Source organism: Chitinophaga niastensis, from assembly GCF_003014755.1.
In the GTDB taxonomy this organism is placed as follows: Bacteria; Bacteroidota; Bacteroidia; order Chitinophagales; family Chitinophagaceae; genus Chitinophaga; species Chitinophaga niastensis.
Genome location: NZ_PYAW01000008.1, coordinates 184,142 through 199,596, shown reverse-complemented (window position 1 = coordinate 199,596; position 15,455 = coordinate 184,142). Strand labels below are relative to the sequence as shown.

Below are 15,455 nucleotides of genomic sequence, written 5' to 3'. Positions count from 1 at the left end.
GTTACACTGGTACCAACCGGGATAGAAATAGTTGCTTTAGGATCTGTATCACTTGAAACAGTCATGCCTGGAGTGGCAGGGTATGTCCATTTACCACTCGCGCCTAACTCGGTAGGAGCTTTGGCAGTCATGGTAAAGCTGGTGTTATTACAGTTTGCCTGGTCCTTGCCTGCATCAGCATTTGCTGGAACTGCATAGTTGCTTAATGTCACCGTTGCAGCAGTAGCGGCACATTTACCGTTGGAAACAGTCCAGGTGAATGTTACACTGGTGCCAACCGGGATAAAAATAGTTGCTTTAGGATCCGTATCACTTGAAACGGTCATACCTACAATAGCAGGGTATGTCCATTTACCGCTCGCGCCTAACTCGGTAGGAGCTTTGGCGGTCATGGTAAAGCTGGTGTTATTACAGTTTACCTGGTCCTTGCCAGCATCAGCATTTGCTGGTACTGCATAGTTGCTTAATGTAACGGTTGCAGCAGTAGCAGCACATTTACCATTGGAAACGGTCCATGTAAATGTTACACTGGTGCCAACCGGGATAGAGATAGTTGCTTTAGGATCTGTATCACTTGAAACGGTCATGCCTGGAGTGGCAGGGTATGTCCATTTACCGCTTGCGCCTAACTCGGTAGGAGCTTTGGCGGTCATGGTAAAGCTGGTGTTATTACAATTTGCCTGGTTCTTGCCGGCATCAGCATTTGCCGGTACTGCAAAGTTGCTTAATGTAACGGTTGCAGCAGTGGCCGGACATGTACCGTTGGAAACAGTCCATGTGAATGTTACACTGGTACCAACCGGAATGGAGATGGTGGCTTTAGGATCTGTATCACTGGAAACAGTCATACCCGCAATAACAGGGTATGTCCATTTACCGCTTGCGCCTAACTCAGCAGGAGCTTTGGCGGTCATGGTAAAGTTGGTGTTATTACAGTTTACCTGGTCTTTGCCGGCATCAGCATTTGCCGGAACCGCATAGTTGCTTAATGTAACCGTTGCAGAAGTGGCCGGACATGTACCATTTGAAACCGTCCATGTGAATACCACGCTGTTACCAACCGGAATAGAGATGGTTGCTTTAGGATCCGTATCACTTGAAACGGTCATACCAGGAATGGCTGGGTATGTCCATTTACCAGCCGCGCCAAACTCAGTAGGAGCTTTGGCGTTCATGATAAAGCTGGTGTTATTACAGTTGGTAATATTTACTCCAGCATCAGCATTTGCAGGAATTGCATAATTCGTAATAATTATTGAAGCACTGGTTGTTAAACAAGGTCCGTTAGAAATCGTCCATACTAATGTTGCAGTCTGGCCTACAGGTACTGTTACAGTTGCATTGGGAAGAGTAGGATTATGAATGGTAGCTAATGCATTAGTTGTGGTCCAGGTTCCACTTAAACCAGGTACACCTGTGGCATTACCATTTAACTGGAAGTCGGTAAGACGATTACATTCACTTTGGTTGCTACCGGCATTTGCTACATTCGGTTGAGCAAACACTGTTACGGTTGCAGACGCACAGTTACTATTACTACATGCTCCTGCACTTTCAGCACGCACATAATAAGTAGTAGTGGTAGTAATATTATTAAAGGTTACAATAGATCCATCGGGTTGTACCAGAACCGGTGATACAGCAACGCTGCCCGGTGTACCCGGACAACCACCTGTGTACCATTTCCACGAAGCATTTGTAGTGCCATTGGGATCGGTACCCAGTACGCCCCCTATTACTTTTAATGTAGCGCTACCTGTTTTACAGATGCTGCTTACACTGGCTGTAACTGATGTAGGTGTTGTAGATGGTGCTTCTACTGAAAGTGTGAAGGGAACGCTCTTGGCACAACCCAGCAGCGTACCTTCCTGTACTGTGAATATAAAATCATAATTACCTACAGGTGTTCCTGCTGGTAATGTTACACTGATATTGCCAGCAGCTCCGCCGGGCCATACGCCATTGGTAATTGCCGTAAATGAAGGCATCTTTCTGGTGGCAACTGCAGCAGGATCTACATTAATCGCGTATTGATTAATAGTTCCTGTTGCATTACTATATTTAACCACAAAAGTGCCACTGGTATTACATACGTTTGGTGCTGTTGCTTTAACATCCGGAGCTGCTTTAAGGCTCAGATTAATTTTAGATGTATTGTCAGCACATACGCCGCCGTTTGAAATAGTCCATGTTAGTACCACATTTGTTGGGAGGGTAGGACTAATAAAAGTAGCTACTGCGTTATATGCAACATCGGAATTAAAGGAAACAGTTGCCGGGTTTGTCGGAGGATTTACTGTCCATTTACCGGTTTCACCAATACCAGGTTGACTACCAGCCAACTGGAAGGTATTATTGGTTAAACCACATTGTACTATATCCGGGCCTGCAATGCTTGCTGTAAGCGGTGGTGTATTCGTTAATGTAGCCTTACAGGTAGCAATACAATCGGGTTTGTAAATATTGGTGATGGTCCAAAGTAGTGTAACTGTTTTACCAGCCGGCACACCTGTTACGGTTGTTGTGGCTGAATTCGGGCTAGTAATGATTGCACCCTGATCTGCACCAATAAATGTCCACTGGCCTTGCATATCTGCAGGGAGCGCCTTTCTGAGGATGGTGAAGTTCTTATTATTACATTGTTTGATAACCGTATCCGCATCCGCTACCGGCATTGACCGCACCCGTATCCTCATAGTATCATAAGCAAAACAGGTAACATTCTGCACAATTACATTATATACCTTGGTACCGGTATCAACAGGTACGTCTGTTATTTTTAATGTATTGGCAGGAAGACCTGGAATAACGGTCGTATTGTTTTGCCAGGTAACACCATTATATGCGCCGATAGGGTTGATTTGTAAGGTGACTCCGGCATTTAAGCATATTTCCGCAGGGCCGCCCACAATTTTTATTTTAGGCACAGTATCTACTATTACCTTAGCCTCTCCACTATCTTTACAGATCCTGTTGTTTCCATAATCTGCTATACCAATTGCTCTGTAAGTAGTAGTAGTATCAGGGACGACATGCAATGTCGGGCCAGTTACGACGGGAATTACCCGCCATTCATACACTGAATAGCCACCGTTAGCTGTTAAGTCTACGCCACTCCCTTTACATATCCTGCCAGATGAAACTGTTACCTGTGGTTTTGGTAAAATTGTCAGCTTGGTAGGATAGGAAGGATTGGCACATGATGCCCCGTTGCCATTTTCAGTGATCTTTACTCTGAACCAGATTAATTTTGGCGCCAAAGGATCTCCTACGAGGTAACCATTTTTAACCTGAAGGATGGAATCTGTGGCGCCGGCGAGTGCCGGACCATTGGACAAGTCAGTCCATGTAACATTATCATCACTCCGTTGCCACTGAAAGGTTGCTTTTGTAAAGTAGTCTGAAGGGGTATAAATAGAAGTCATGTTGATAGGCGAGCCAGCACATATTTTGTCTTCAATAACATGTGTATCAACCTGACCATCTATAAATGCATAAATATTAGGATCACAATACTTAAACTCAATATTGTCAATAGCAATATCATTACCACAACCACCCGGGTTATCATTCTGTATTTCTACTGTTACACTTGTAACGCCCGGTTTTGTTTTAAAGCTTCCACCGTACTGCTGCCATTGATAGGCGGTCAGGTTCATGGAAACGTTATATGTTTTAAATCTTTTTAGTTCTACACCGCTAAGATCTCTTACAATAAATGTTACGCCGGCATATTTGTATCCGGGAGGAGTTTCTGTAGACCTGGCACAAATGCTATTAATTGTTTTGTCTGAGTTGATATTCAGGAACCAGGCACTGAAGTTATAAACAGATCCGGGGCAAAGATTATCTACTTGTCTTTTATAAACTGTTTTTTTATCAACAGAGGAGTTGGCTACCAGCATGCCCCCCGTCCCGGTTTGTGACTTATCCCTGGCATCTACCCAGTCATCTTTCACATCATGTAGTGTAGTATAATAAACGCAATACTCATTATCTGCAAGCGCAGAGGCTGGGTTTCCATTAAATATATAACCTGGAACATAAGGACTGCTTCTCCTCGGATCTCCAACATTGAATGTACCAAAGTCTTCCAGAAAGTTGGAACCAACATTCTGTGTATTCCCTTCACATTTTTGGATAGAACAATCCGCAGCATAAATTACAACGCTTTTCGTCCATGAACTTTTTTTATGGGTATTATTGTCTGTTCCAAAGATGGTAACCTTGAAGGTATATTTACCAACAGAATCCAGTCTGACTGTTACAGCCGTTACGCCTGAATACACCGGGAGCATTGCTGCACCCAGCTTTCCGGACAGTAGTTTTATGGTGGCAGTAGGGTCTGCGGGCGTCACTGTCCAGACCATGTTGTCTACAGTAACAGCATTTTGATCCCATATCATACCGTTCACTGTAGCAAAGCTACCAGCACAGGTGGTGTCTGGGGCATTCATAAAAACGGTTTGGGCCCTGACTTTTTGTGTATTCAGCAGCACAAGCCCCAGCAATAGGTATAGGAAGGTTAATAGTCGTTTCATAGGTGCAAAACAGTTAAGTGAAAAAAGTATCAGGTCTGAGCGCTACAGTTTGCTCATGCCGCTTTGTCTCTCAACTGGTTACGTCGATAAAAATGACCGGCGACCTTTATCCGGTCTACTTGCGAGGGAGTGTAAAATGGTTTCATAGGCGTAAGGTGTTTATACATGGTATGGCTAAAATATTATAATAAATTAAGATTAAAATTAATGATAATATAGAGAAATAAAAAAAGTGTTAATATTTATAATATGAATAAGTGGCTAGATAAGCGCAGAGAAGGCGAAATGAAAATTGATTGTCAATTCGTTACTAAGGGAGAAAAAAGTATTAAAAAAGTTATCCACATTGTGGGTGGGGGCTGAATTATTTACACAGGACTGTGCTTTATTAAATTATTTTCATACCTTTGCAGACCAAATTTGATGTAAGATGCCCAAAGTAAAGACACATTCCCGTGCCAAGAAAACGTTCAAGGTTGGTGGGAACGGACAGATTAAGCGGTTCATGGCCTTCAAAAGCCACTTACTGACTAAAAAATCTACGAAAAGAAAACGTAGTTTAAGAGGTAGTACACTGGTTCACTCTGCAAATCTTAACCTGGTTAAGAGAATGCTCGGAATGCGCTAGTATCTGTCAAAAGAATCGAATTTTATAACCTGAGAAAAAACAAAGCAAATGCCTCGTTCAGTTAACGCCGTAGCTTCAAGAGCCCGGAGAAAAAGGATCTTAAAGCAAGCCAAAGGCTTCTACGGTAAAAGAAAAAATGTTTACACAGTAGCGAAGAACGTCCTCGAGAAAGGACTCACTTATAGCTACGTTGGCCGTAAATTAAAGAAAAGAAACTACCGTCAGCTGTGGATCGCCCGTATCAACGCTGCTGTTAGAGCAGAAGGGTTGACCTATTCTGTGTTTATGAATAAATTAGCTGGTAAAAATATCGACCTGAACAGAAAAGTTCTGGCTGACCTGGCTATGAATGAACCAGAAACTTTCAAAACGCTGGTAGCTTCCGTAAAGTAAGACTTACCGAATTTTAAATACCCGATAGCTGGCATCCCACAAGATGTCAGCTATTTTGTTTTTTGGAAAGATGCCAACCACAGCAGATCCGCTGCCACTCATCGTTGCATACACAGCTCCCCCCATATACATTTTCTCTTTAATGCCTGCCAATACCGGATGTGCCTGAAATACCGGCTCCTCAAAATCATTACTGATGACGCCCTTCCAGGCGGCTACAGGCAACTGTATCTTCTCCCGCAGCGCGTAAGCAGGTAATTGGGGTGTGAGCTGCTTAAATGCCCAACTGGTGCTTACATGAATACCAGGGTGCACCAGCAGGAAGGAGTATCCGGAAAGATCCAGTGTTATTGGCTCCAGCACTTCTCCGCGTCCGGTGGCATAACAAGGTTTGTTGGCTATAAAAAACGGGCAATCACTCCCCAGCTGTGCCGCATAATCTATCAGTTGCGCTTCACTCAACCCTAACTGTGATTTATTATTCAACAACTGTAACATGAAAGCAGCGTCTGCAGAGCCTCCGCCCAATCCTGCACCAATAGGAATATGTTTATGTAAATGAATATTCACGCGTGGTAAAGTGGGGAAGTCTTTTTGCAGCAGGTGAAAAGCCTTCAAACAAAGATTATCATGGGCATTACCCGGAACAGCTATACCACTGCTCCCAAACTGCAAGGTACCCGGACTAATGACTTCCAGTGCATCATTAACAGATAAAGGATAAAAAACAGTTTCCAGATCATGAAAACCGTCGGCTCGCCTGTTGGTAACATGCAGGCCCAGGTTTATTTTGCAGTTAGGAAATACAATCATGTAAAATACATTGCATAGTAAACTCACAGCAACAGACATTACTCCGCCGGCTGCACATACATTACTGAAAGAAATTATTTGCTTTTGCGACTGTTAATCTCATCGCGTATTGCGATGGCGCGGATATAGTCTTCCTGCTCCAGTACTTCCTGCAGCAGTGTGGTCAGCTCATCTACATTCAACGCTTTCAGGTCATCTTCTGCACCTTTTTCATGCTCAGAAATAGTGGGCGTTACAGGTTTGTTACCTTTCTTGCCTCCCGGATCATCCAGTAATATACCGGCGCTGTTGAGGATGTTCTCGAAGGTGTAAATAGGGCAGCCAAAACGCACGGCCAGCGCCAGTGCATCTGATGTGCGGGAATCTATTTCAATCGTTTCTTCGTTGCTGGAACAGATAAGCTTGGAATAAAAAATACCTTCCTGGAGATTACTGATAACTACTTCATGCAATTCAACGTTGAATGCATTCATGAAGTTCTTCATCAAATCATGCGTTAAGGGGCGGCTGGGTTGCATTTTCTCAAGTGCCACTGCGATCGCCTGCGCTTCAAAGCCACCAATCACAATAGGTAAACGGCGTAAGCCATTTACTTCTCCCAGTACCACGGCATATGAATGAGTCTGCGTAATGCTGTGCGATAAAGCAACTATTTCCAGTTCTATTTTTCTCATATCTGTCTTGCGTTGTCGCTGAATATTTTGTAAGACCGTGAAGTTAGAAAAATATTCCTTATCTAAAAAAAATCTATAATGATAAATGGTTAATATGAGGATTACGAATTACGAATTGCGGTTATAAGCAAGATCATTTTGACCCCCTGATTCGCAATTCGTAATTCATAAGTATTATTAGGCCTGCGTCAGCTTATATTTCTTCACAGCTTCCGTTAACTTAGGCACTACTTCAAATGCATCACCTACTATGCCATAATCGGCTGCTTTGAAAAATGGTGCCTCCGGATCTTTATTAATCACCACAATCACTTTACTACCGTTAACACCTGCCAGGTGCTGAATAGCACCGGAAATGCCAATCGCCACGTAGAGATTAGGCCTTACGGTTAAACCAGTCTGACCAACATGCTCGTGATGAGGCCGCCAGCCAGCATCAGCTACCGGACGGGAACTGGCCGTAGCTGCGCCCAGTGCCTTTGCCAGATCTTCCAGGATACCCCAGTTTTCAGGTCCTTTCAATCCACGACCACCACTCACAATTATTTCAGCTTCTGTTAACGGAATATCACCACTCACCGTTTCTACTTTCACCACTTTTACTTTAAAGTCTGCATCACTGATAGCAGGCGTAAAATTGGTTACTGTAGCGGATGCGGTACCTGGTGTAAGCGGGAATGAATTTGGCAACAGTGCAATTACTTTTTTATCAGAAGTGATATTGATGTTTGCAAATGCCTTGCCGGAGAATACACTCTTCTTTACTACAAAACCATTAGAAGTATCAGGGTAGGAGATGGCTCCCGCTACCAGACCAGCTTTCAGTCTTGCTGCTACACGCGGAGCAACGGCTTTACCATCAAAATTATGTGAGAAGATGATCACTTTAGCATCTTCCTGCGCTGCTGCTTCAGCAATAATTTTTGTGTATACAGTGCTTTCTACTTCATGAAGACGGGCATCTGCAGCATGCAATACGTTTTGCGCACCATATTGACCCAGTGCTGCCAACTCCGCTGCATCAACGGGTCCCAGCACCAAAGCCGTAGCGGTAGTACCTAACTGCGCTGCTATTTTTGCACCATATTGCACCGCTTCAAATGAAGCCTTTTTAATTTTTCCCTGTGCCTGATCGGCAAATATTAATATAGACATGAATGAGATAATTAGTAGATGAGAAATGGTTTACCCTTAGATCACTTTCGCTTCTTCGTGTAGTAACTTCACCAGTTCTTCCACGTTATCAGGACTGATCAGTTTTACGCCTGCTTTAGCTGGCGGCAGTTCAAAACTTACGATACCGGTCAGGGTATCAGCTGCAATTGGTTCTACTACTGCCAAAGGCTTTGTTCTGGCAGCCATGATGCCGCGCATGTTAGGGATACGTGCTTCTGCCATTCCTTTCTGACAGGAAACCACAACCGGTAGCGATACTTCGCATATTTCCTCCCCGCCTTCAATTTCTCTGTTAACGGTGGCTACGGTGCCATTCAGCTCAAACTTTGCTGCAATCGATACATAGGGCAGTTCCAGCAGCTCAGCAACCATGCCGCCTATGCCGGAGCCATTATAATCAATGGTTTCCTTACCGGTAAAAATGATATCGTATTGTTTGTCTTTAGCGTGTGCCGCTATTTGTGATGCAATGTAGTAACTGTCTGCACTATCTGCATTTACGCGGAATGCCTCATCGCCACCCAGGGCCAGCGCTTTGCGTATGATCGGATCACAGTCTGCTCCGCCAACAGTAATGAGGTGCACGTCAGCACCTATTGTTTCTTTCAACTCCAGTGCCCTTACCAGTGCATACCATTCATCGTACGGGTTAATAATAAACTGTACACCAGCCTCATTGAATTTCGTGTTATTGTCCGTGAAAGCTATTTTTGCAGTCGTGTCCGGAGTTTTGCTGATACAAACTAAAATCTTCATGGCCTTAAACTGTTTTGTTTAAAAATGCGGTAATAGCAAATATATCTAAATAAAGTACGCCAACCGCAGCTGGTGAAGATGATTTTAATCAGTATTACAATTGACATATTATATTAATAAATAATTATAAACGGCATGGATAGAATCGCGCAAATAAAACAGTTCCTGGAAGGAAGCCCTGATGATAGCTTCCTGAAACATGCACTGGCACTGGAGTATATCAAACTAAATGACGATATCACTGCCCGGCAACTGTTTGAAGAACTGCTGGCACACGAACCAGGCTATGTGGGTTCTTATTACCATCTGGGCAAATTACTGGAGCGCGCAGGTGATCCCGCAGGCGCTATCAGCGTATATGAGAAAGGCATGGCCATGGCCAAAGCAGGTAATGAAAGGCATGCTTATAACGAGTTACAGTCGGCCTTCGAAGATCTGACATATTGATATTTTAAATCCAACAAACAACGCATGCCGCAACATTTAGTAGCAAATTTTTCAGCATATATTACCCAGCATAAACTATTTGATCCTACGCAGAAAGTCTTGCTGGCCGTGAGTGGAGGAGTAGACTCCATTGTGATGGCACATCTTTTTAAGCAGGCAGGTTACCAGGTGGGTATTGCCCATTGTAATTTTCAGTTGCGCGGGGAGGAATCAGTGAGAGATGAACAGTTTGTTCAACAGCTCGCTGTATCACTGACATTGCCGCTGCACACTGTGAAATTTGATACCCAGGCATATGTAACGGAAAATAGGGTAGCTATCCAGGTAGCTGCGAGGGAACTGCGTTATAACTGGCTGGAACAGGTACGGGCAGCAGAAGGGTATGCCTATATCGCTACCGCACATCATATGCAGGATAGTGTGGAAACGGCCCTGATGAATTTTTCAAAAGGCACTGGTATTGCAGGCTTACATGGCATTTTGCCTAAGCAGGAACGTATCATCCGTCCGTTATTATTTACAGAGAAAGATATGCTTGTAGCGTATGCTTCTTTTTATAATATTCCTTTTGTAGAAGATAGTTCGAATATAACGGATAAGTATACACGTAATTATTTCCGTCATCATATTATTCCACAGTTGCAGGAAGTATTTCCCAGTGCTGTGAAGAATATGGCTGCCACCATCGAAAAAATGAAAGAAGCGGAAATACTGTATCAGGAGGCGATAACAAAGCATCGTAAACGTTTATTATTTTCGAAAGATAATACCTGGATGGTGCCTGTTCTGAAACTGCAGCATAGTGTACCGCTGCAAACCATAGCCTGGGAACTGTTTCGGGAATTTGGTTGTTCACCTGCGCAAACACAACAGGTACTGGGACTGCTGGACAGTGAATCTGGTCGTTACGTGGAAACTGCCACACACCGCATTATCCGTAATCGTCAGTGGTTGCTCATAACGCCAACGCCTACACTGGATGCGCCGCTGGTGGTGATTGAAGCATCGCAGCCGAATATTCATTTTGGAGGCGGCCAGTTACACCTGCGCCAGCAGGAGAGAGGTACTGCCAATATTCCAACAGCCCCTGAAGTGGCATGGCTGGATGCCAAACAGGTAAGTTTTCCATTGATTTTAAGAAGATGGAAACAAGGTGATTATTTTTATCCGTTGGGCATGCCAAAGAAGAAAAAACTGAGCCGTTTTCTGATTGATCAGAAGTTATCGTTGCCGCAAAAAGAAAATGTATGGGTGCTGGAGTCAGCTAAGCGTATTGTTTGGGTGCTGGGAATGCGGGTGGATGACAGGGCTAAGATTACACCGGCAACGAAGGAAATGTTATGTATAGAATTTAGTAAATAACAATTTTTTTGGGAGAAGAATACCGGTGCTGGTATACTTCTCCCAAAAAAAAATTATTGTACGAATTGTGAACGGTGCAGGAGCTGATAGATAAATGAAGTGCCGAGTTCGGGATGAAATAACAGCGGAAATACAATGCCAAACAATGCACCCCATAAGTGAGCATCATGGTTTATATTTCCACCACCTTTTCTCGACATATAGGCCGAAATACCAAGGAACAACACACCGTATATAACCGCAGGTATTTTGATGGCAAAGAATAAATAAATAGAAGCCCATGGATTCACCATTATTGCGGTGAAAACAATAGCGGAAATAGCCCCGGAAGCGCCCAGGGAAGAGTATCTTTCATTGTCGCGGTGTTTGATAAACGAGGGTATATCAGAAACGATAATGCCCAGTATATAATAAAGTACATACACCACTTTATTCTGGAATAATTGCGTAAAAACCTGCTCAATAAAACTTCCAAAAAAATACAGTGTAAGCATGTTGAACAACAGATGTTGAAAATCTGCATGTACAAAACCAGACGTAATAAAACGGTAGTATTGTTTGTAGTGTTTCACCATATATGGCTGCATGCTCAGCTTATTCAGCTGATCATAATTTTGCAACGCAGAATAGGAAATGAGGCATGTAATGACGATGATAACAATGCTGATTGAAAAGGTCATAAGTTCGGGTTGTTAGACTATAAATATAGCTATTGATGATGATACTTCTCACGATTTAACACCGTATAAGCACGATATAATTGCTCTGTAAAAATAAGCCGGACCAACTGATGCGGAAAGGTAAGAGGAGACAGTGACATCTGTAATTGTGCCCGTTGTAACAGCGACTGATCAATTCCAAAGGCCCCGCCAATCAGGATGATCAGCTGCCGTGTACCTGCATTATTGCGCTGCTGTAAAAAATCTGCAAATTGTACGGTGGTCATCATCTTTCCTTTCTCATCCAGCGCCAGGAGGAAGTCCGTAGGCTGCAGGAGATCCATGATGATTTTAGCTTCCTGTTTTTTGAGTTCCGGTACAGATAAACTAGCCGCCTGCTTCACGGTAGGTATCAGTTTTACTTCAAAATCTACATAATGCTGTAACCTTTTTTGAAATACAGCAATACCCTCCCTGATGTAGGGATCATGTTCCTTTCCTATGCTCCAGAGTTGAATTTTCACTTCTTATAATAATTAAGCAATTGCTGCAAAAGTAAGTGTAAATCAGGAGATTGCAGAAAATTTCCGCCTAGAATTTGGCATTTTCAAAAAAACGCATACCTTTGCCATCCAATCATATTTATTGGCTCCGTAGCTCAACTGAATAGAGCATTTGACTACGAATCAAAAGGTTTCTGGTTTGAATCCAGACGGAGTCACAAACAAAAAAAGACAAACACGATAATTTCGGTTTGTCTTTTTTTTGTTTGTACATATCCCACAACTTCTTTCTAACGACAGCGGATATACGCACTATAATCAATCAGGTAAAAGGAGGGTATTGAATTGTATAAATAATATATATATTGTAATCATTGCGCCCTCGCGTGTAACCCTTTGACCTATACTATGTTTTTTATTTATGGCCGTAGAAGCCTGTGCCTGAAAGCTTTTCAACTGGCAGATATCGGTATTGCCAGCGATGTACCTGATTTTGTACAGTTTGAAGTAAGACAGGAATATGCCCACCTGTACTGGATTCCCCTTTTTCCTATCGGCAAAATATGGTGCGTGCGCAAAACAGATGATAAACTGTATGAAGTGCATGAAGATTTATTGCCGCTATTAAAGGCATTGCCCCATCCTGCTGTTTCCTGGATCTCTTTTTTAGGACCCATATTAATAGGGGTAGCGCTATTGTATAGTATGGTAGTATTGAAATTTCATTAGCAGCGTTTAATCGTTATTGTTATTTTATTTTTTTTTAGAATATCCCGCAAACAGGCTTTGAATAAGCATCTTGCGGGATATTCTATATTGCGTGTATACGTTGACGGTAGTACGTCAAAAAAATATTTCAAATATTTTTTGTTTAATTTAAAACTAATCCTACATTTGCAATCCCAAACGGGGAAACGGCTTCATAGCTCAACTGAATAGAGCATTTGACTACGAATCAAAAGGTTTCTGGTTTGAATCCAGATGAGGTCACAAAAAGTAAAAAATGCTGCAAAACCTGCAGCATTTTTTATCAAAAATTGGAAATCTGTAGAAAAGCTTACAGATGTAAAAAATTGAAAAATAATTTGTTAGAATAAATAATTGTTCTACATTTGCAATCCCGAAACGGGGAAACGGCTTCATAGCTCAACTGAATAGAGCATTTGACTACGAATCAAAAGGTTTCTGGTTTGAATCCAGATGAGGTCACCAACTAAAGGACGAACACGAGTTACATCGGTTCGTCTTTTTTTATGCCCTGAAATGGCTGCACCACCTGCTATGCGGCATATTATCCGGCAATTAAAACCACTGCCATCTGTATCCCGTACATAAATAGTATGCGCTTATACCGTTGGTTGTTTTGCTGGATACAAGGTCTTATTCCCGTGCTGACAGCCGCACAGGCTATAGACAATACACCTGCATTCAGAAATATCAATAGCAACCACTATGTAAGGATCTACTATGAAAATGATTATTTTACAGGTACAGATCGCGATTATACCCAGGGTGTTTATTTAGAATGTATAAACCCCGCTTTGCAGCATAACCCTTTATCCGCATTATTATGGCGCCCCAAACATGCCACGGTTAATTACGGTCTTGCTGTTGAACATGAGGCTTACACCCCCAATAACCTTAACGAGTACAACATTATATACGGTGATCGTCCTTATGCAGCAGTATTGTTCTTCAAAACCTTTTTAATGGCTACTAATACTGCCCGTCGGGAACGGATCACTACTTTGCTAAGTACCGGGATCATCGGGGCCTGGGCGGGTGGAGAAGATATGCAGAAAACAATTCATCGCTGGATAAACTATATACTGCCACTGGGCTGGCATAATCAGATCAATAATGATATTATACTGAATTACCAACTGAACTATGAACGGGAGTTATATGCCCTTCCAGCTCATTTTTCTGTGGCAGCCTATGGAAGTGCCAGAGTTGGTACGCTGAGCGATAAAGCTACAGCAGGCGTTTCTCTGATGACCGGAAATTTTTATGATCCTTATAAAGATAATGCCACTGCTGTGCACAAAAAGGTGCAGTATTACCTCTATGCACAACCCGTTATGAGCCTGGTGGTATTTGATGCTACCCTGCAAGGTGGGTTATTTGACCGCGGTAGTCCGTATACGATTCCCAATAAAGATGTTAACCGGGTGGTGCTGCTAAACAGATTCGGCTTAGTCATCATCTTTAAAAGGATGTATCTGGAGTATTACCAGTCTATGCAAACAAGAGAATTCCAAACCAGTGTGCCACACAGATCAGGTGGAGTCCAGTTTGGGTTTGGCTTTTAAATGGGATAGCGCGTAAGTAAGTTTAATATTAAACGCAAAATTTAATAGCAACAACAGGATATTCTTTCTGCAAATCAGTAAAAATGAGTAACTTATACAAGCTGGTAACTTTACCGCTTTCTTCAATATTATAAGAAATTATTTTACTGTTATTCCCCATCGGAGGTAAGAAAAGTCATGATAGCAATTAAAAAAGAAGGCATCCTGCTGGAGAAAACCAATTTTACTTTTGAAAATGAAGGTGTCTTAAACCCCGCTGTGATAAGGGTTGGGGAGGAGGTACACATTTTTTACAGGGCTGTACGGCAAGGTAATCATTCCACCATTGGTTATTGCAAACTGAAAGACCCGCTAACAGTATCGGAGCGCGCCGATACACCGCTGCTCTTTCCGCAATTTGATTATGAATCCAAAGGACTTGAAGATCCCCGCATTGTGAAGATAGATGACCTGTATTACCTTACCTATACGGCTTATGACGGGACAACTGCAAGTGGCGCATTGGCTACTTCCAGTGACCTGGTACATTTCGAAAAAAAAGGATTAATCGTTTCCCAGATTAAATACAATGATTTTATAAATCTCGCGGAATGCAGAGAGGAACTGAATGAAAAATACGAACGTTATAATAGCCTGAATACTATTTTATGGAGTAAAGACCTGGTTTTCTTTCCCAGGAAAATCAATAATAAATTTCATTTTCTGCATCGTGTAAAGCCGGATATACAGATTGTTGCTGTAAATGATTTAGCTGAGCTGACCACTGAATTCTGGCAAAATTATTTCCTTCATTTCGATGATTATATTGTACTGGCTCCAAAATATGATCATGAGGTAAGCTATGTTGGTGGCGGCTGCCCGCCCATTGAAACCAAGAGCGGCTGGCTATTAATTTATCACGGGGTGCATGATACTGTAAACGGATATGTGTATGTAGGTTGTGCAGCATTACTGGATCTGGAAAACCCACTGAAGGAAATTGCACGACTACCTTATGCACTCATTACACCGGAGAGTGAATGGGAATTAAAAGGAGATGTAAGTAACGTATGTTTTCCTACAGGAACAGCTGTTTTTGGTGATACTTTATATATCTACTATGGCGCCGGTGATGATGTAATAGCCAGTGCTTCCGTTAGTTTATCTGCATTGTTAACAGAATTATTATCTCATAAAACAGCATAATGCATG

The 15,455-nt window shown here is 42.5% G+C and carries 14 protein-coding genes and 3 tRNA genes; 10 read left to right on the top strand and 7 right to left on the bottom strand.

Going from position 1 to position 15,455, the window contains the following annotated elements:
• Positions 1–4,541: Ig-like domain-containing protein (locus CLV51_RS26335; protein ID WP_146151388.1), on the bottom strand; the 4,541-nt coding region annotated here is incomplete at its 3' end.
• Positions 4,542–4,971: 430 nt separating this feature from the next.
• Here CLV51_RS26335 and rpmI point away from each other — a divergent pair.
• Positions 4,972–5,169 carry a 50S ribosomal protein L35 gene (gene rpmI / locus CLV51_RS26330; RefSeq protein WP_106531096.1) on the top strand — a complete coding sequence of 66 codons (198 nt, stop codon included), beginning with the start codon at positions 4,972–4,974 and terminating at the stop codon, positions 5,167–5,169.
• Positions 5,170–5,217: 48 nt separating this feature from the next.
• The gene (rplT, locus tag CLV51_RS26325; RefSeq protein ID WP_106531095.1) at positions 5,218–5,562 is read left to right on the top strand and encodes a 50S ribosomal protein L20; all 345 of its coding nucleotides are present in this window, start codon (positions 5,218–5,220) and stop codon (positions 5,560–5,562) included.
• A gap of 3 nt (positions 5,563–5,565) precedes the next feature.
• On the opposite strand, the gene ispE is transcribed toward rplT, so the two are convergent.
• The 4 genes from ispE to CLV51_RS26305 all read right to left on the bottom strand — a co-directional run bounded on the left by ispE (position 5,566) and on the right by CLV51_RS26305 (position 8,981).
• Entirely contained in the window at positions 5,566–6,375 is an 810-nt protein-coding gene (ispE, locus tag CLV51_RS26320; protein WP_106531104.1) for a 4-(cytidine 5'-diphospho)-2-C-methyl-D-erythritol kinase, read from the bottom strand.
• 74 nt (positions 6,376–6,449) lie between these two features.
• Positions 6,450–7,049, bottom strand: a complete 600-nt coding sequence (locus tag CLV51_RS26315; RefSeq protein WP_106531094.1) for a bifunctional nuclease family protein — start codon at positions 7,047–7,049, stop codon at positions 6,450–6,452.
• 177 nt (positions 7,050–7,226) lie between these two features.
• Positions 7,227–8,204: an electron transfer flavoprotein subunit alpha/FixB family protein gene (locus CLV51_RS26310; RefSeq protein ID WP_106531093.1), complete on the bottom strand. Its 978-nt coding sequence runs from the start codon at positions 8,202–8,204 to the stop codon at positions 7,227–7,229.
• A 36-nt stretch (positions 8,205–8,240) separates the two neighbouring features.
• Entirely contained in the window at positions 8,241–8,981 is a 741-nt protein-coding gene (locus CLV51_RS26305; RefSeq protein WP_106531092.1) for an electron transfer flavoprotein subunit beta/FixA family protein, read from the bottom strand.
• A gap of 135 nt (positions 8,982–9,116) precedes the next feature.
• Here CLV51_RS26305 and CLV51_RS26300 point away from each other — a divergent pair, with 135 nt between their 5' ends.
• Together CLV51_RS26300 and tilS are read left to right on the top strand one after the other, a co-directional pair.
• On the top strand, positions 9,117–9,428 hold the full coding sequence (locus tag CLV51_RS26300) for a tetratricopeptide repeat protein (protein WP_106531091.1): 312 nt from the start codon (positions 9,117–9,119) through the stop codon (positions 9,426–9,428).
• 24 nt (positions 9,429–9,452) lie between these two features.
• Positions 9,453–10,790, top strand: a complete 1,338-nt coding sequence (gene tilS, locus CLV51_RS26295; RefSeq protein WP_106531090.1) for a tRNA lysidine(34) synthetase TilS — start codon at positions 9,453–9,455, stop codon at positions 10,788–10,790.
• Positions 10,791–10,843: 53 nt separating this feature from the next.
• Here the strand turns inward: tilS and CLV51_RS26290 are convergent, their stop codons facing one another.
• Both CLV51_RS26290 and CLV51_RS26285 read right to left on the bottom strand, forming a co-directional pair.
• Entirely contained in the window at positions 10,844–11,470 is a 627-nt protein-coding gene (locus tag CLV51_RS26290; protein ID WP_106531089.1) for a rhomboid family intramembrane serine protease, read from the bottom strand.
• 29 nt (positions 11,471–11,499) lie between these two features.
• Complete coding sequence (locus CLV51_RS26285) at positions 11,500–11,973, bottom strand: 23S rRNA (pseudouridine(1915)-N(3))-methyltransferase RlmH (protein ID WP_106531088.1); 474 nt, start codon at positions 11,971–11,973, stop codon at positions 11,500–11,502.
• 123 nt (positions 11,974–12,096) lie between these two features.
• On the opposite strand from CLV51_RS26285, the gene CLV51_RS26280 reads away from it, so the two are divergent.
• The 6 genes from CLV51_RS26280 (at position 12,097) to CLV51_RS26255 (ending at position 15,449) form a co-directional block, all read left to right on the top strand.
• A tRNA-Arg gene (locus tag CLV51_RS26280) sits at positions 12,097–12,170 on the top strand.
• Between the two features lie 190 nt (positions 12,171–12,360).
• On the top strand, positions 12,361–12,681 hold the full coding sequence (locus tag CLV51_RS26275; protein WP_106531087.1) for a hypothetical protein: 321 nt from the start codon (positions 12,361–12,363) through the stop codon (positions 12,679–12,681).
• Between the two features lie 187 nt (positions 12,682–12,868).
• Positions 12,869–12,942 (top strand) — tRNA-Arg (locus CLV51_RS26270).
• Positions 12,943–13,087: 145 nt separating this feature from the next.
• Positions 13,088–13,164: transfer RNA gene (locus CLV51_RS26265), tRNA-Arg, on the top strand.
• 128 nt (positions 13,165–13,292) lie between these two features.
• Positions 13,293–14,264 (top strand): lipid A deacylase LpxR family protein, encoded by a 972-nt coding sequence (locus CLV51_RS26260; RefSeq protein WP_106531086.1) that lies wholly within the window; start codon positions 13,293–13,295, stop codon positions 14,262–14,264.
• A gap of 177 nt (positions 14,265–14,441) precedes the next feature.
• Positions 14,442–15,449, top strand: a complete 1,008-nt coding sequence (locus CLV51_RS26255; protein WP_106531085.1) for a glycoside hydrolase family 130 protein — start codon at positions 14,442–14,444, stop codon at positions 15,447–15,449.
• Positions 15,450–15,455 lie beyond the last annotated feature (6 nt).